Raw genomic sequence first — 16,665 nt, 5'->3', positions numbered from 1 at the left:
AGCAGGATGTGTGCGCAGCATCCGGCCTTATGAGCTAAAATATATTTTTCTTTTTAAGTATTTTATAGGGGTGAAGGTAATGAAGAAATCCTTTCTTTTTGTCATAATGGCGGTTCTCGTGTTCAGCCTAGCGGCTTGCGGCCAGAAGGATGCTGCAACTAGCGGATCTGCTTCTAATGCATCTCAGCCTGCTGAGAACAGTGCTGCAGAAGAGCTCACCATCAAGCATCAGCTTGGTGAAACAAAAGTGAAGAAGAACCCTGAGAAGGTTGTTGTATTCGACTTCGGTACACTTGATACTTTGGATAAGCTTGGCGTTGAAGTTACTGCAGTGCCACAAGCAAGCGTTCCTGAATATTTGTCCAAATACAAAGATTCCAAATACCAAAATGCAGGCGGCATCAAAGAGCCTGACTTCGAGAAAATTGCTGAGATCGATCCAGACCTCATCATCATCTCCGGTCGTCAATCCGATGCATACGAAGAGCTGTCTAAGCTGGGTCCTACGATCTATCTTGGTGTAGATACGAAGAGATACATGGAATCCTTTAAGGAAAATGCAACAACAATCGGTCAAATCTTCGGCAAGGAAAAAGAAGTAGAAGCTGAGCTTACTGCTATTGATACAGAGATCAAAGGCATTAACGAAAAGGCTACAGCTAACGGCAAAAAGGCTTTGATTATCTTGGCTAACGAAGGCAAGATCAGTGCATATGGCGCTGGTTCCCGCTTCGGTATCATCCATGACGTATTTGGCTTCGGTCAGTCCGATGAAAATATTGAAGTATCCACTCACGGCGCGAGCGTAACGTTCGAGTATGTGTTGGAGAAAAATCCTGACATCCTGTTCGTTGTAGACCGCAACGCTGTTGTAGGCGGCGAAGCTTCTGCAAAAGAGTCGATTGAAAACGACCTTGTGAAGAAGACAAAAGCATTCCAAGACGGCAAGATCATCTACTTGGATCCTAACTACTGGTACCTTTCCGGCGGCGGCTTGCTGTCTGTCTCTGAAATGGTGAAAGAAGCAGGAACTGCTTTGAACTAAGCATCGCCACTAATTATTGTTCTATACTCCATATGACTTACGAAGCTTTCCTTTGGATAGACGGGTTTAACACCTGCTGCCGAAGGAGAGCTTTTCTTTTTTCGGGTTGTTATGGATAAGATGGGGAACGATCTTCTACAAGATAAAAGTACAAGAACATGGATATTTTTGATAGCAAATCATAATTAAATCAGTTACGCTTATCCTGTTTAGATCTCTTTTTTAGCATCAAGATAATTAGGAATAAGACTATTCTAGAAAGGAATACAACATGTCATATATAGAAGAAAAATGTGATACTCCTATGGAGTCAAATGAGGAATGTGAGCAAGATGTTGAACTTACGACATCCGATATTTTAGATAATCTATATTGGACCTTGGGGTTAGTCAAACAAATTCGGGATATTGAACATTTAGAAGCGCACGCAAAAAGAAAACCGATAGATTTTCATTTTATTATTCACTTTATCTCAGGATTGTTTAGTTGGTTATTCCTTATGAGTGTTTACTATATATTAGAGGTTTCCTATCATATTCAGTTCCCTGACTACCTAGATCCGGATGGTGAAATTAGCGCTTATTATTATGTTTTTGCTTACCCTGTAATTGTTTTTCTATATAATAGATTCACTCTTCTGTACAAATGGATGAAATACTCTTCGAGGGTTAAGCAGAACAATCAATTATTACCTAGTATTAAAGAAAATCTATTTCACGAATCAATTGTACCCTCGGAATATTGGAGTCCTGCTAATGTCAGTACTCTTATTAAGTATTTCGAACAGGATAGAGTTTCCCACATGGGCGAGGCTCTAAATATGTTGGATGAAGAGATTAGACATCAAGAAAAGATGGAAGAGTTAGAGAACATCAGGAGATTTACTAATTAGTATTAAATAAGATTAAAATGCATGTACATAAGGTTCAATAGCTACCACGATATGTCAATCGTCTTTTTATGTTGGGGAATGTCGATTTATGTGTAACAATGTCACACGTGGAACAAGATAATATTGGTAATAAAAACGAGGCCATTCCTTGCATGGATATAAACTGAGGTGCAAAGAAGGCCTCTTTTTTGTACGGTCAGCTCTACACGAATCCCATTCTACAAGCAATTTATAACCTCAGCACGATCGTTTCGATAATAGCTGCTGCACCTGCCACAGCGAGAATGACCAAGAGCCATATCGCGTAAGGAACAAACAGCCACAGCAGGATAAGAATAAGACTTGACCAGATGCCCATGCACCAATGACAGGTAAAGAGAAGGCCCAGCCAACGTTTGATGCCCTTAGGGGCGACCTCGTGCTGTACGACCTGCTGTCCATTTTCTAAGGTAATGATAGAGGTGGTTACAAATAGGCTGCGAAGCGGAGCGGCAATGTCGTCATAGATGATGAGATGCGTAAGCCGAAAGCTTGCGAGGATGAGGATGATAAAGAACAAAGCCGAGAAGGATTCTATCATAATAGGTTACACCTCCTATGCCAGAATAAACGTTAGGATAAGGGCGAATCTTGCAGATAGAACGAGCAGACAACCATCAAGTTCGTCCAATCCTATGGACGGAACATGCATATACTAGATGGTAAGAAAGAGGAGGTGAGGGAGGATGTGTTTTTGCCGTTCCGTCAATCAAGCCCAGCAGTTCCAGCGTAACCAAACCTTGTGGACGAAAGGGAATCAAACACTTCCTGTTCAAATTATCAGCAGAGGCCCTGAGGTCCCGAACGTTGCACCGATCATCATTCAAGCGGTTGCTCCTAATCGTACGTAAGGAAGACCCTATCCTAATATATTCTTGCAGATTAGGAGGGTGAGCCTATTCTATCTCGCATGAGGAGATAGAAGGCATCATAACTGGTCACGTAGTAGGCGTATCATCGTATCGCTGGTTATCAAGCTGCGTTGGAATCGACAGCTTCTATTACCGCTAAGCTTCTAATGAATAGGGGCTTAGCGGCTTTTTATTTCTATGGATACTTTAATACGTATATAGTATCGCTCCCCCGCTTTCAGAGAGAGTATTCGAAATAAATTAAGACCATAAATATTTAATCTGATTTAAAATGTATAAATATACCTCCTGTGCACAAAATAACCGCACAGGAGGTGGGGCCCATGTGCCGCCAGTATTCAATCAGCTCGGACTTTCAAGAGGTTCATGCTTACTTTGCTGTTGATCATAATCAAATGAATTATCGTCCCCGATATAATATCATCCCGACGCAATCTGTTCCTGCTGTCTATATGAAGGATGGCAAGCGTACCATGCTGGATTTCCGTTGGGGGCTTGTCCCGTTCTGGGCACCGGATGCGGTGAATGCCGATTTGCTCAGTGTGTATGAAAATGAGGCCTATCGCAAGGTGATCGAGAAGCAGCGCTGTGTGATCCCTTGCAACGGCTTCTATTATTGGCGCAAAGAAGAGAAGCGCATGCACCCTGTTCGTGTGGTGCTTCGCACACAAGGAATATTCGCCTTGGCAGGCTTATATGAATGCTGGCGCAGCGCAAAGGGCGAGGTTCATCGCACCTGTACGATTCTGATGACGCGCGCTAATGATCTGATTGGGGAATTCGATCGCCGTATGCCGGCGGTGCTTGAATCCAATGAGATCGCAAAGTGGCTTGAACCGGATATGCTGGAGGTTGAATACCTTAACCGGATGCTTAAGCCGCTGCCAGCGGACCGATTCCGTGCTTATCCTGTATCTCCGCAGATCCAGCACGCCCATATGGACGAGCTGTCATGTATTCAGGAGATGGATTTGAAGCAGGCTTGGGTTAAAAGCTAGTTTAGATTCTACAACGATATGATTGTGGTTGTTGGTGAATCCAATAGATAAAAAAGATCAAGGTCACAGTGGATAGATGCTGCGGCCTTTTTGGTCCCCTTTTTTCATATGCTATAATGAGGCATTAGAAGACGAACGTGAGCGGCTTGCTCGTGATCGCAAGCCTATGAAGGAGGGGACCAAGTTGCCGCCAAGACCTTATCCCGATTGGTCATGGTCGCCATCACGCCACCATTTGTTCCAGGAGTGCAGACGTAAATACTACTATCATTATTATGCAGCGCATAACGGCTGGTACTTGGATGCCCCGCCTGCGGCGAGGCAAGCCTACCGCTTGAAGCAGATGACAAGTCTGTATCTAGTCTTTGGGGAAGTTGTGCATAAGATGGCGGAAGAGACGGTTCAACTGTACCATCAATATGGGCGCCCAATGGAACGAGAAGAGATGGTCAGACGAATCCGCTTCCTGTTGAATCAAGCTTATAAGGATTCCTTGAGCATCGAGGAGTGGAAGCAGCAGCCGAAGCAGCGAACGATGCTTCAGGAGATGTATTATTTAGGGGCTCTGCCTGAGAAGGCGCAAGACGCAATTAAGCACCGCATTCCGATCCTTGCGGACCGATTGCTGGACAGCGAGAGCTTGCAGCATTATATGCATGTGGACAATTGCCACTTGGTAGAGCTGGAGAAGCTGAACACAATGGATATGGGAGATACGTGTGTTTATGTGAAGCTTGACTGGATGTACCGCCAGGCAGGCCAGTATATCATTGTGGATTGGAAGACCGGCCAGGAGGATGAGCGCAACGACGTTCAGCTTCGCCTATATGGCTGGTACGTTCATGAGAACTATGGAATTCCTTATGACCGGATTGAGATTCGAACCGAGTATTTGCTTAGCGGCAAGTGCAAGGTGGATCAGGTAACGGAGCGGGAGATGGAGGAGCTTGTCTCCTATGCTGAGGCGAGCATGGCGAAGATGAGAAGCTATCTTGCGGATCCCGCGGCGAATCAGCCGAAGCCAATGGAGGCATTCGAGGTGACGCAGGACGAGAGAAAGTGCAGACAGTGTGCATTTCGCGAGATGTGTGAAGGAGCCTCCTCGAATCTCTTTATCGATGAGGAGACGGACGTTGGGTAGTCCTGCTAACAATGGAATATTGCTGCTGGAATAAACAATACTAAGGCGATGAGATCTTCTCCGTTCGGAGGGACTTATCGCCTATTTTGTGCACCATTTTCACAAATCGTCCTTATAATAATAAAAAATTCGTTTGAATGTTTGAGGGAGTGGTGATATATTGAGTATAACAATCAAACAATCATTTGAATATATAGATGATATAACCGTGGAGGTGCTGTAATTATGGCTGCAAAGCCCTTGAAGGACAAGAATAAGCAATTGGAGCAAGGGGTAGAGGTTGGGAAAGACGATGTATGCGAGATTGTCTGCTATGACGCGGAGAAGGTTCAATCCCTGAAGGGATTGGTGCAGGACGATGAAGTTTCGCGCATGGCGCAAATGTTCAAGGCGCTGTCTGATCCGACTCGAATGAAGATGGCAGCCTATATGGACAAAGGCGAGGAGCTCTGTGTATGCGATATGGCGCTCCTAACGGGACAATCGATTGCAACGACCTCGCATCATTTGAGACTGATGAAGAATCTTGGCATTGCCAAGTCGCGCAAGGAAGGCAAGAACGTCTTTTACACCCTAACAGACCATCATATTCGAACTTTAGTGCGCATGACTGAGGAGCACATGAGGGAGGAACATTGTCATGACAGTGAAAACGATCACTAGCGGAGAGGCAAAACGGACCTATCAGGTTCAAGGACTATCCTGCGCCAACTGTGCGCGGGAATGCGAGACTGATATTCGAAAGCTGGAGCATGGCGAAGATGCACAGCTTATGTACAACAGCGGAACGCTGAAGATAAACAGTGAGGTAGATTTGCGTCAGGTTGAGCGAATTTTGAAGCGGGATGGCGCTTATATTGTAGACGGAGGCCCAAGTGCTGCCACATCAAGCGCGGCTGATGCTCACAGTCATGGTCACACTCACGATCAAGGACACTCCCACGATCATGACCACGGTCACAATCATGCTCATGGTGAAGGTCACGGCCACAGTCACGCACATGGCTCCGATAATCGAATGAAGTGGATGCTCGGTATATCTGCTGTTTTGTACGCGGGGACCTTCTTCTTGGACGGTGCAATCCCACAATGGTCGCTCATCGGCGTTTACCTTATCGCGATTCTGCTGAGCGGTCATACAACTTTTATGCAGGGACTTAAAAATTTGCTGCGTCTGCGGTTTAACATGGATACACTCATGACAGTGGCTTTGACAGGTGCTGTCGTGATGGGAGAATGGAAGGAAGCAACGCTAGTCGCTATCCTGTTCGGCCTTAATGAGATTCTAGAAGGCTACGGAATGGAAAGAGCGCGTGAATCCATGTCTGCTCTTCTCTCTGTCGCACCTAAGCAGGCTAATGTCATTCGTGGTGAAGAGACGGTGACGATTCCAATCGAGCAGCTTCGTGTGAACGATCTTGTAATTGTTCGTCCAGGTGAGAAGATTCCTTCCGATGGTACGGTAGTCGATGGAGAAAGTGCTGTGAACGAAGCGGCGATAACAGGGGAATCCCTTCCGGTTTCGAAAAGTGCAGGCTCGCATGTATTTGGCGGCAGCCTGAATACGTCTTCCGTGCTTCGTGTGAAGATCGAAAAGGCCTATGAGGATTCCTCCTTGGCGAAAATTCTGCATCTTGTTCGTGAGGCGCAGGATACGAAGACACCAACGGAGCTGTTTATTGATCGGTTTGCTCAGTACTACACGCCGATTATTATGATTATTGCCGCATTGGTCATGGTCGTTCCGCCTCTGTTCATGGGCGGCGATTGGTCCAAATGGCTGTACCAAGGCTTTGCTGTTCTTATTGTAGGTTGTCCTTGTGCACTTATTCTTGCTTCTCCTATTGCTATCGTAAGTGGTATTACTCGCACGGCCAGAATGGGTATTCTCGTGAAGGGCGGTGTCCATCTTGAGCAGCTTGGCAAGATCAATGCGCTAGCCTTCGACAAGACCGGTACATTAACCAAAGGAGAGCCGGCTGTTGTCGATGAAGCGATCTATGATAAAGAACGTGTATATCGCATCATGGGTGCGATTGAGAAGGACTCCCTGCATCCGCTAGCGAAGGCAATGATGAAGCATGTGGCCAATCATGGGGATGGGGCATGGCCTGATCCAACAAGCACGGAGACAATTGCAGGCCAAGGCATCAAGGCCGTTGTTGAAGGCCAAGAATATCTTGTCGGCAGTGAGCAGATCTTTGCTCGTGACGGGGAAGACTTCCAGCAGGCTCTGCAGGATGCGAAGCGTATGATGGCTCAAGGCTACACCATAGTGGCGATTGCTGACGAACATGCGCCAATTGGCGTCTTCGGCTTAGCCGATCAGATTCGCGAAGAAAGCAAGGCTACGATTCAAGCGCTGCATGATTTGCATGTGACACACACCGTGATGCTAACGGGTGACCATGCTCAATCGGCTGAGCGTGTAGCGAAGGCAGTAGGCGTGTCTGAATGGCATGCGAAGCTGCTGCCAGAGCAGAAGGTAGAGAAGGTGAAGGAACTCGCTGGAAAGTATAAGGTTGCTATGGTCGGCGACGGCATCAATGATGCGCCAGCGCTCGCATCCGCGCAGCTGGGCATTGCGATGGGAGCAGGTACGGATAGTGCCGTAGAAACAGCAGACATCGTGCTGATGCAGGATCATCTTGGCAAGCTGCCAGCTGCTGTTCGAGTTGCAAGGCTTGTCAACCGCGTCATCGGGTTGAACATTGGCTTGGCGCTTGGACTCAAGATTATCGCTCTGCTGCTGACTATCCCAGGCTGGCTGACGCTGTGGATCGCCATTCTGTCCGATATGGGCGCGACCATTATCGTCACCCTACTAGGACTTACGATTCTGCTTGGCAGAGATAAAGCGGCGACGCTGTCCAAGTAAGGGTGCAAGCAGCTTCACCATATAGGAAAGGCTCGGGCAGTGCGATATTGCCCGGGCCTTTTTTTGGTAGAGGAACAACGGAGAACGTAAACTGCGCCATTCAGGACAGGTTCAATCGTGCAGGCATCGTATGTGCCAATCCTTATGATTGCACTTTGACGGCCATCACTCGAATGCGCCGATAGTGCGCGACCCATTGACCGCCTCCTTTGTACATGCTTGGCCGGAGATGCTCTTTAATCTCCGCATACAGCTTCTGAATCTCTTCAGCAGACAGTCCCTGAAAGCAGCTCGAAGCAAACATGTTCAGCCAGATCTCGACTGCTTGATCACCGCCGGACAAAAGGGTGGGACGATCGATAAGCTGCGCCTGCCTTACCTCTAATCCTTGTGCCTCTAAGAGACTGCTGTACTCGCTAATGGATGGGAAATACCAGGGTGTGTAGCTTGCGGCTTCATGATGTCCATGTGCTTGAAGCGCTTGTTTGATCGACTCTGCAATCGGCCCAATGTTGCCCTTTCCTCCGAATTCAGCAACGAAGCGCCCTCCAGTGCGCAGCGCTTGACTGATAGAGGCAATCACTTGCTCCGGCTTCGTCATCCAATGCAGGGCAGCATTGGAGAAGATGGCGTCAACTTGCTGCGCTACCTTGAAGACATGCCCATCCTGATGGGAGAAATGAGCCTTTGGAGCCTTTGCTCGTGCAAGCTCGAGCATATCTTCGGATGCGTCAATCCCGATTACATCAGCGCCCTTTTCTACCAGTTGTAGTGTAAGATCGCCAGAGCCGCATCCTAGATCGATGATCACTTCACCGGTCTTTGGATCCAGCCAGTCGAGCATCGTGGCTCCGAATTGGGATACAAAGGCGAAGCTTTGGTCGTACTGTTCCGCATTCCACGTCATGGATTTGGTCATTTCGTACACCTCTCTTTTCATTGGTAACCCGAGCATACAGGAGAATTGTTTATAGATGAAATATATAAAACAAGTATATTATAGTTTAAAATAATCAGTTAGCCGCTTTCTTTTTCTTATTTAAGGATATTTTGTTACTAAAGAGTGACATTTATCACAGGATGGACACAAATCTGCTAAAACAAATGGAAAAAAAGCTCATTTTCGATTAAATTAGAATTAAAACGAAAATCGTTCTCGTTCTAGGGAGCAGGATATACTATACCAATTGATTGAGGTGGATGCCGTGGCCAACAAATCCAAAACGTCTTACAAAGGTAAAAGCGCTAAAAAGAAAAATTTGATGCTCATTTTGTTCCCGATCATTCTCGTTGTGCTGCTTGGACTTATTTTTGTGTTGAACAATACGAATGAGAAGGTTGCGCAGAAGGAAGCTGAGAATCGAGTAGTGGAATTCGATCTTGAAGGACAGCCAGTGCTTGGCTCGCAGGAAGCAAAGGTAACACTTGTAGAGTTTGGCGATTACAAATGTCCAGCATGTAAGCAGTGGGAAGATGAGGTGTTTCCTAAGCTGAAGGCCGATTATATTGATACGAATCAAGTCAAGTTCGTATTCTTGAACTATCCATTCCTTGGACCTGACTCGAATACCGCAGCATATGCAGGCGAAGCGATCCATGCCAGTCATCCAGATGCGTTCTTCAGCTTCCATGAACAGCTCTATGCTGCTCAGCAGGATGAGCGTACACAGTGGGCAACACCCGAGTATCTTCTTGATGTAGCGAAGAAGGCTGTGCCGGATCTGAATGAGGAGGAGTTCTTGAAGCAGATTCAAGACGATACCTACAAGGAGAAGGTGCAGGGCGATTATCAAGCTGGTGAAAAGGCGAAGATTGGCGGGACACCATCGATGTTCGTCAACGGCAAGGAATTTACCGGACATTATCTCGACTATGAAAGCTTGAAGACGTTAATCGATAAAGAGCTGTCAAACGCGAAGTAATTTAACGGGAGGGCATAATGATGACCTTTATTCGCCGCTACGCCATTTACTTTGCTTGGATCGTGTCCCTGGTTGCTACAAGCGGCAGCCTGTACATGAGCGAGATCCTGTTGTGGGAGCCATGCCGATTGTGCTGGTACCAGCGTATCTTTATGTATCCGCTGGTGTTGATCTTGGGCATCGCAGCCTATCGCAATGATCGTTCCGTTCTTCGGTACGGATTGCCGATGGCGATAATCGGAGGAAGCATCTCGATCTATCACTATATGGTGCAAAAGGTGCCAGGCATGGCTGAAGCCTCGCCTTGCCGTGTAGGCATTCCATGCGATTCAGATTATTTGGATCTCTATGGATGGATTACGATCCCATTCCTTGCACTAATCGCGTTCATCTTGATTACGGTCTTCCTGTGGACTTCCCGTAAAGCAGTGGATGAGGTTGTTGAGGAAGAAGTATCCTTTGGTGCGTAAACTCTTTATCCCAAATAGAAAGTTACAAGAAGCTCCCATCTATAATAAACAGATGGGAGCTTTTGATTGTATCGCTGTAGCGGTCGTAATAGCGGTCTGACACTTACCACTGCTGTCAGATGACAGATATCCAAAATGCTTAACATTACTACATGTTCAAGCGAAATTATGCCATGTATCTTTTCAGTAAAAACGGTAAGATGAGAAGTGAGCTTTACGCAAAAATGAAAAGGGATACAATCAATGAACCAGGAGGAGTGCAGATGACTCAGCTTAGTTGGGAAGGGCAGCAGATGCTATTGAACGGTGAACCATTCCGCATCATATCCGGTGCTATGCATTATTGGCGTGTGGTTCCTGAATATTGGGAGGATCGTCTCCGCAAGATTAAGGCCATGGGCTGTAATACGGTTGAAACGTATATTGCTTGGAACGTGCATGAGCCGAAGGAAGGGCAATTCAACTTCAAGGGAATGGCTGACGTCTCCCGGTTTGTAGCTTTAGCGAAAAAGGTTGGACTGTACGTCATTGTGCGTCCGGCATCCTATATTTGTGCAGAATGGGAGTTTGGCGGTTTCCCAGCATGGCTTCTAAATGAAGAAATGGATCTTCGCTGCAACGACCCTCGTTATTTGAAGAAGGTAGCTGCATACTACGATCATCTTATTCCGGAGCTTAAGCCGCATCTCCTATCAAATGGCGGACCGATTATTGCCATGCAGATTGAAAACGAGTATGGTAGTTATGGTAACGATAAAGCCTATCTTCAGGCTTCGAAAAAAATGCTTGAAGAGCGCGGAGTCGATGTGCTTCTCTTTACATCTGACGGACCTCAGGACGATATGCTGCAAGGCGGGATGACTGAAGGCGTATGGGCGACGGTGAACTTTGGATCTCGTGCGAACGAAGCCTTCGATAAGCTGCTTGAGTATCAGCCGGATGCCCCGCTTATGTGCATGGAGTTCTGGAACGGCTGGTTTGACCACTGGCATGAAGAGCATCATACGCGCTCAGCGGAATCCGCTGCAGAAAGTCTTGACGAGATACTCGCTAGAGGGGCTTCCGTTAACTTCTATATGGTGCATGGCGGTACGAACTTTGGCTTTATGAACGGTGCGAATCACGGCGAACGCTTTGAGCCGACCGTAACCAGCTATGATTACGATGCAGCGATTAGCGAATGCGGAGACATCACGCCCAAGTACCATGTCTTCCGCGATGTTATCGGTAAATATATGACGCTTAGCGATGAGCCGATTCCAGCCAACCTGCCAAAAGCTGCTTATGGGAAAGCTGAGATCAAGCGCAGCGTGAAGATGTTCGATACGCTGTCTGCGATTTCGGAGGCACATGAAAGCGTAACACCGAAGCCGATGGAGTATTACGGCCAAGCCTATGGCTTTACGATGTACTCGACGACGATCACAGGACCACGTCCGGAGAGCCACCTCACGATTCAGGATGTGCGTGACCGTGCGCTTGTATTTTTGGATAAAAAGCTGATTGGCGTTGTGGAGCGTTGGAACCCGACTTCCATTCCTGTCGTTATTCCTGAAGGAGGAGCCACACTTGATATTCTCGTTGAGAACATGGGACGGGTGAACTACGGACCTCAGCTTATTGATCGAAAAGGGATAACACATGGCGTACGTCTCAATGGACAATTCCAATTCCACTGGACGGTGCGCACGATGCCGCTTGAGGATATCTCGCAGGTTGCCTATGATCAAGCCTCTACCGAGCTTGAAGGCTCGCAGCCGGCGTTCTATGAAGCTGAGCTGAATATCGAAGGTGAACCGAAGGATACATTCTTGTACCTGGATGGATGGAAAAAAGGAGTCGTCTTCATTAATGGCTTTAATCTTGGACGGTACTGGGAGGTTGGTCCGCAGAAATCGTTATATGTTCCTGCGCCAATCTTAAAGCAAGGCCAAAATAGCATTGTTGTGTTTGAGCTTCATGAGCAGGGCGAAGCGCTTCGCTTTGAAGACGTTCCACAGCTGTAAGAACAAACGAATGATAAAAACAAACGGATTAGAGAGATACTGTACTTGAAAGTGAAAGGTGTCCTGCAATAATGGAAGTTTACATTGGTGTTGCACTTGTGCTTTGTTCCGCTTTTACTCACTCTGTATGGAATCTTTTTACGAAGAAGAGTTTGCATAAGGCCACATTTCTGTGGTCTTTGCATCTGATCGCAAGCATCATCTTTATGCCGTTCTTTGTGAAGGATCTGATTCATCTGAACGCAGGCCTGAAAGAATGGGGATTTTTACTGCTGTCCTTTATGTTTCAGGGCGTGTACTTCCTGATGTTGAGCAAGGCTTATCAGGTAGGGGAATTGTCCCGCATCTATCCGATGATGAGAGGGATGGCCGCGCTGCTTGTCCCGTTATTCAGTCTTGCGCTGTATGGTGAACAGCTAACGGGGCTAGGTTGGCTAGGGCTTGCTTGTATCGTCGGAGGCTTGTTCGCGATTGGGGGCCTCATGAACCCGAGTTGGCGTGAGCAAAGCCAATTGATGAAAATTGCCTTGGTCGTTGGGTTGTGTACGACGGGATATACCCTTACGGATAAGTTCGTTGTTACTTTCATGACGCCGCTAGGCTTGCTTCAGCTAGGGAATCTCGCGGCATTCTTTATTCTCATTCCTGATGTCATAAAGGCGAAGCAGGTCAAGGCAGAGTGGCGCCTAAACTGGCGCACGATACTTATTGGAGCGGTGCTTACACCGGGTTCCTACTTGATCTTCCTCTTTGCGATGCAGCTTGCTCCGCTTGCTCAGATCGCACCGATGCGGGAGTTCAGCATCGTGTTCGGAACCGTTCTTGGCATGATTGTGCTTAAGGAGAAGCAGGGCATTTCACGCATTGCAATGGCACTGCTGATCACTTGCGGGATGATGCTCGTAGGCATCTTTGGGACTCCCGTATAATGGATAGGAGAGTCATGTTTTCATTCATCTTAATAGATTCGTCGCAGGCAGAAGAATTCGGCCATGAGCGTTTAACAGCTAGAGAAATCTGGCGCTCATGAGCCTGTCTTCTGCTTTTTTTGTTGCATCATTTAGAGCTGACCAAGCTGAGCGACAGATGACGGTTGTTGGGTTCCTAAATATTTATCGATAAATTGATGCACGGCTGCCTCATATTTCTTTGGATTTTTGCAATAGGAAACCGCATGAGCCGCTCGATCGATGAGCAGAAGCTCGGACGGAGCGGGCTTCGCTGCATGCAGCTCCTCGCTCATCCAGGTAGGAACGAAGACGTCATCCTTTCCGTGAATGAATAGAATCGGCAGCTTGCAGGTTTTGATCACCTCAATCGGACTTACATCTTCCATACAGAACCCTGCTTGCTGCTTAAGCAATCGGTTCATAAGCTTCATGGTTGGCCATGCTGGCAAATAGTACTTGGCGATCTGATGACGCATCAGCTTCGTTAAGTCGGAATACGGACAGTCAGCGACGATGAATCGAACCTGCGGTCTATGAATAGCACTATATTCAAGCACTGTGCCGCCGCCTAAAGACTGGCCGTGAAGACCAATTATGCAGTCCTCTCCTTTACGTTGAACGATCCAGTCCACCCATGCTTGAATGTCGTATTTCTCATGGAAGCCAAAGGTCGTATGCTGGCCATCGCTTCTTCCATGCCTGCGCTGGTCAATAAGTAGTATATTGAAGCCCTGCTGTTTAAACATAGATACAAACTGGCATGACCAAGGCAAGGCGGCCGTGTATCCATGCACGATAAGGGCGACTCGATTCGAAGCAGGATCATGCTCAATATAGCGACCATGCAGGTTCAGTCGATCGTGGCTGCTGAGAAGGATCTCTTCATGCTCCATCTGCTCAAATGTCTCTCGGGTGTATATCCCATACTCTTCCAGAATATCGAGGCAGCGGTCATAAGTCGATTGCTTCATACGGGTCATCTCATGTACGGCAATCCGTGGAATGACCCACAGATAAAAGAATAAGATCAATACAATGCCAAGAAGGATCCAGATTACCATAAGCCACTCTCCTTGCAGCTTGCCAATTTGTTCACTACATTGTAGAATGTGCAACAATGTTAATAATTACACGATTTCTGCGTAGAAATGTAGGAATCCCTGTCAGGCGGAGAAGAGAAATGACGAATTGTCTGTAAGCGCCTGTGTAACTTTTTGAAAAAGTAGTTTATAATGAAGCGAAGGTTTTTCGTGAATATACTAGACACCGCTATGTGTATTGAAGGGATTGGAAGAAGTAATGTGTGGAATTGCTGGACTGCTTCAGTTTAACGGACAACAGCCGGATGAGCATATCATTCAAAATATGATGGATGTGATTTACCATAGAGGGCCGAATGACGGCAGAATGTGGGTTGGAGATCGTGTAGGGTTGGGCTTCCGCCGACTGTCCATCATTGATGTGGCAGAAGGGGCACAGCCGCTCAGCAATGAAGACGATTCCGTCTGGATTATCTTTAATGGTGAGATCTATAACTATATGCAGCTACGGGAAGACCTGATCTCTCGCGGACACCAATTCAAGACACATACGGATACAGAGGTCATTGTCCATCTCTATGAAGAGCATGGAGAAGATTGTGTCCAATATCTTCGCGGGATGTTTGGGTTTGCGATATGGGATCGGAACAAGCAGCAGATGTTCCTTGCACGCGACCATTTCGGTATTAAGCCTGTTTATTATTTTTACAATCGTGAGATTTTTGCGTTCGGTTCAGAGATCAAAAGCTTGCTGACCATTCCTGGAATGCCGCGCCTTTTGAATATGAATAGCTTTTATAATTATCTAACCTTCCAATACGTACCGGATCCAGATACGATGTATCAGGGTATTCAGAAGCTCCCTCCGGGTCATTCCATCACGATTCCGTTTGAGGAAGAGCCTCGTATTCGCAAATATTGGGACCCTATGTTTGATCCTGTCGATCGTCCACTTGCAGAGATTATTGAAGAGATTCGCGATGTCATGTCAGATTCTGTTCGCCATCACCTGCATAGTGAAGTGGACCGCGGCTGTTTCTTGTCGAGCGGAATCGACTCTACGATTACCTCGACGCTTATGCGCTCGATGGAGCCGATCAAGACGTTCAGTGTCGGCTTTGAAGGACCTAATAATGAAACGACAATAGCAAGAGATACAGCTAGTCAGATCAATACCGATCATTATGATCGTATGATTACGCAGGAAATGTACTTTGACGCGGTGCCTCGCGCGATCTGGCATTTGGACGAACCGGTTGCCGACCCATCCGCAATTGCTTTGTATGAAGTTGCACGCTTGGCAAGAGAGCATGTAACGGTTGTGCTTTCTGGCGAAGGTGCGGATGAGCTCTTTGGCGGATATCGCATCTATAGAGAGCCGCATTCTCTGCGTTATTTGTCCTGGCTTCCTGATGGCCTTAAAAAATCCATTCATGCGATGGTGAATAAGCTTCCGAATTTCTATGGGAAGAACTATCTGATGCGCGCAACGACGCCGCTTGAGAAGCGATTCCTCGGGAATGCGAATATTTTTAGCGACGATGCGAAGCCTGAGATTCTTCGTGTAACCGAAGCGCAGCTCGAAAGCTTTACAAAGCCATTCGACAAAGCGATGCAGTACTATGAGCAAACGAAGCATTTGGACCCGGTTGCCCGCATGCAGTATATTGATATGAATCTGTGGATGCCAGGGGATATTCTAACGAAGGCGGACAAGCTGACGATGGCTCACTCCATGGAGCTTCGGGTCCCATTCTTGGACCGTAAAGTGTTCGAAGTGGCTAGACGCATTCCGATGAAGTACAAGATTGCAGACGGCACGACAAAGTATGCGCTCCGCAAATCCATGGAAGGGATTATTCCGGATTCGGTCTTGAATCGACCGAAGCTTGGCTTCCCTGTACCGATGCGCGATTGGCTCCGTACGAGCCGCGCGGACATTATGTGGGAAGAGATTACAAGCAGCGGCATCGACCATATCGTGAACCTGAGCGCGGTAGAGAATATGTTCCGCATGCATAAGGCAGAGCAAGGGGATTACTCCCGTAAGATTTGGGTGCTTTATGTGTTTGCATTGTGGCATGGAACTTATATGAGAAACTCCCTATAAATGAAGACGACATTTTAACAGTTGCGTCATGATCCTTATCAGTGATAAGGATCATGGGCTAATAGACGTCTATGTTCATGGTGGATACAGATATCAATGCAGCCTCTAAACGAAGCCATTTCACATGTATGGATTCGTTTAGAGGTTTATTATTTTTTATGGGATGTAGAATTACAAAGGTAGGTGCACGGTGGCTCTTAACCGACGGGGAAGATCATTCACTAAGGGGATAAATGCCCGTTAGCATTTAACAATAAGATCCAGTATTGTGAATAAGAAATAGGGCCTTCTTCTGCAATTAC

15 protein-coding genes are annotated in these 16,665 nt (G+C 47.0%); 12 read left to right on the top strand and 3 right to left on the bottom strand.

What is annotated here, in order from left to right; all coding sequences use genetic code 11:
- The first annotated feature begins 79 nt into the window (after positions 1–79).
- Positions 80–1,045: a siderophore ABC transporter substrate-binding protein gene (locus I2H74_RS20585; protein WP_195576119.1), complete on the top strand. Its 966-nt coding sequence runs from the start codon at positions 80–82 to the stop codon at positions 1,043–1,045.
- 271 nt (positions 1,046–1,316) lie between these two features.
- Positions 1,317–1,937, top strand: a complete 621-nt coding sequence (locus I2H74_RS20580; protein ID WP_195576118.1) for a hypothetical protein — start codon at positions 1,317–1,319, stop codon at positions 1,935–1,937.
- Positions 1,938–2,166: 229 nt separating this feature from the next.
- Here I2H74_RS20580 and I2H74_RS20575 read toward each other — a convergent pair whose 3' ends face one another.
- A complete protein-coding gene (locus tag I2H74_RS20575; RefSeq protein WP_195576117.1) occupies positions 2,167–2,517 on the bottom strand; it encodes a DUF1360 domain-containing protein in 351 nt (116 codons plus the stop codon).
- Between the two features lie 145 nt (positions 2,518–2,662).
- On the opposite strand from I2H74_RS20575, the gene I2H74_RS20570 reads away from it, so the two are divergent.
- From I2H74_RS20570 to I2H74_RS20550, 5 genes are all read left to right on the top strand, one after another.
- Entirely contained in the window at positions 2,663–2,827 is a 165-nt protein-coding gene (locus I2H74_RS20570) for a hypothetical protein (protein WP_195576116.1), read from the top strand.
- A gap of 344 nt (positions 2,828–3,171) precedes the next feature.
- Positions 3,172–3,846 carry an SOS response-associated peptidase gene (locus I2H74_RS20565; protein ID WP_195576115.1) on the top strand — a complete coding sequence of 225 codons (675 nt, stop codon included), beginning with the start codon at positions 3,172–3,174 and terminating at the stop codon, positions 3,844–3,846.
- A gap of 184 nt (positions 3,847–4,030) precedes the next feature.
- Positions 4,031–4,987, top strand: coding sequence for a PD-(D/E)XK nuclease family protein (locus I2H74_RS20560; RefSeq protein WP_229106897.1), 957 nt, complete (start codon positions 4,031–4,033; stop codon positions 4,985–4,987).
- A gap of 225 nt (positions 4,988–5,212) precedes the next feature.
- A complete protein-coding gene (locus I2H74_RS20555) occupies positions 5,213–5,650 on the top strand; it encodes an ArsR/SmtB family transcription factor (protein ID WP_195576114.1) in 438 nt (145 codons plus the stop codon).
- Positions 5,628–7,865: a heavy metal translocating P-type ATPase gene (locus I2H74_RS20550; protein WP_195576113.1), complete on the top strand. Its 2,238-nt coding sequence runs from the start codon at positions 5,628–5,630 to the stop codon at positions 7,863–7,865. Before I2H74_RS20555 ends, I2H74_RS20550 begins: the two co-directional genes overlap by 23 nt.
- A 142-nt stretch (positions 7,866–8,007) precedes the next feature.
- Here I2H74_RS20550 and I2H74_RS20545 read toward each other — a convergent pair whose 3' ends face one another.
- Complete coding sequence (locus tag I2H74_RS20545; protein ID WP_195576112.1) at positions 8,008–8,784, bottom strand: class I SAM-dependent methyltransferase; 777 nt, start codon at positions 8,782–8,784, stop codon at positions 8,008–8,010.
- Between the two features lie 286 nt (positions 8,785–9,070).
- Between I2H74_RS20545 and I2H74_RS20540 the strand changes: the two genes are divergently transcribed.
- The 4 genes from I2H74_RS20540 (at position 9,071) to I2H74_RS20525 (ending at position 13,192) form a co-directional block, all read left to right on the top strand.
- The gene (locus tag I2H74_RS20540) at positions 9,071–9,787 is read left to right on the top strand and encodes a DsbA family protein (protein ID WP_324254120.1); all 717 of its coding nucleotides are present in this window, start codon (positions 9,071–9,073) and stop codon (positions 9,785–9,787) included.
- A gap of 20 nt (positions 9,788–9,807) precedes the next feature.
- Entirely contained in the window at positions 9,808–10,257 is a 450-nt protein-coding gene (locus tag I2H74_RS20535) for a disulfide oxidoreductase (protein WP_195576151.1), read from the top strand.
- A 263-nt stretch (positions 10,258–10,520) separates the two neighbouring features.
- The gene (locus I2H74_RS20530; protein ID WP_195576111.1) at positions 10,521–12,263 is read left to right on the top strand and encodes a glycoside hydrolase family 35 protein; all 1,743 of its coding nucleotides are present in this window, start codon (positions 10,521–10,523) and stop codon (positions 12,261–12,263) included.
- A 71-nt stretch (positions 12,264–12,334) separates the two neighbouring features.
- Positions 12,335–13,192, top strand: a complete 858-nt coding sequence (locus I2H74_RS20525; RefSeq protein ID WP_195576110.1) for a DMT family transporter — start codon at positions 12,335–12,337, stop codon at positions 13,190–13,192.
- 131 nt (positions 13,193–13,323) lie between these two features.
- On the opposite strand, the gene I2H74_RS20520 is transcribed toward I2H74_RS20525, so the two are convergent.
- Complete coding sequence (locus tag I2H74_RS20520) at positions 13,324–14,274, bottom strand: alpha/beta hydrolase (protein WP_195576109.1); 951 nt, start codon at positions 14,272–14,274, stop codon at positions 13,324–13,326.
- 238 nt (positions 14,275–14,512) lie between these two features.
- On the opposite strand from I2H74_RS20520, the gene asnB reads away from it, so the two are divergent.
- Complete coding sequence (gene asnB / locus I2H74_RS20515) at positions 14,513–16,363, top strand: asparagine synthase (glutamine-hydrolyzing) (RefSeq protein WP_195576150.1); 1,851 nt, start codon at positions 14,513–14,515, stop codon at positions 16,361–16,363.
- The last annotated feature ends 302 nt before the right edge of the window (positions 16,364–16,665 follow it).

It is taken from the genome of Paenibacillus sp. 1001270B_150601_E10 (assembly GCF_015558675.1).
Classification (GTDB): domain Bacteria; phylum Bacillota; class Bacilli; order Paenibacillales; family Paenibacillaceae; genus Paenibacillus_B.
This window is presented reverse-complemented; position numbering and strand designations above follow the sequence as displayed.

What these genes read in the sequence shown, in the direction of transcription:
- I2H74_RS20545 (WP_195576112.1), bottom strand. Translation starts at nt 8,784, where the DNA reads ATGACCAAATCCATGACGTGGAATGCGGAACAGTACGACCAAAGCTTC.
- I2H74_RS20525 (WP_195576110.1), top strand. Translation starts at nt 12,335, where the DNA reads ATGGAAGTTTACATTGGTGTTGCACTTGTGCTTTGTTCCGCTTTTACT.
- I2H74_RS20535 (WP_195576151.1), top strand. Translation starts at nt 9,808, where the DNA reads ATGACCTTTATTCGCCGCTACGCCATTTACTTTGCTTGGATCGTGTCC.
- I2H74_RS20550 (WP_195576113.1), top strand. Translation starts at nt 5,628, where the DNA reads ATGACAGTGAAAACGATCACTAGCGGAGAGGCAAAACGGACCTATCAG.
- I2H74_RS20580 (WP_195576118.1), top strand. Translation starts at nt 1,317, where the DNA reads ATGTCATATATAGAAGAAAAATGTGATACTCCTATGGAGTCAAATGAG.
- I2H74_RS20555 (WP_195576114.1), top strand. Translation starts at nt 5,213, where the DNA reads ATGGCTGCAAAGCCCTTGAAGGACAAGAATAAGCAATTGGAGCAAGGG.
- I2H74_RS20570 (WP_195576116.1), top strand. Translation starts at nt 2,663, where the DNA reads ATGTGTTTTTGCCGTTCCGTCAATCAAGCCCAGCAGTTCCAGCGTAAC.
- asnB (WP_195576150.1), top strand. Translation starts at nt 14,513, where the DNA reads ATGTGTGGAATTGCTGGACTGCTTCAGTTTAACGGACAACAGCCGGAT.
- I2H74_RS20530 (WP_195576111.1), top strand. Translation starts at nt 10,521, where the DNA reads ATGACTCAGCTTAGTTGGGAAGGGCAGCAGATGCTATTGAACGGTGAA.
- I2H74_RS20585 (WP_195576119.1), top strand. Translation starts at nt 80, where the DNA reads ATGAAGAAATCCTTTCTTTTTGTCATAATGGCGGTTCTCGTGTTCAGC.
- I2H74_RS20565 (WP_195576115.1), top strand. Translation starts at nt 3,172, where the DNA reads ATGTGCCGCCAGTATTCAATCAGCTCGGACTTTCAAGAGGTTCATGCT.
- I2H74_RS20520 (WP_195576109.1), bottom strand. Translation starts at nt 14,274, where the DNA reads ATGGTAATCTGGATCCTTCTTGGCATTGTATTGATCTTATTCTTTTAT.
- I2H74_RS20575 (WP_195576117.1), bottom strand. Translation starts at nt 2,517, where the DNA reads ATGATAGAATCCTTCTCGGCTTTGTTCTTTATCATCCTCATCCTCGCA.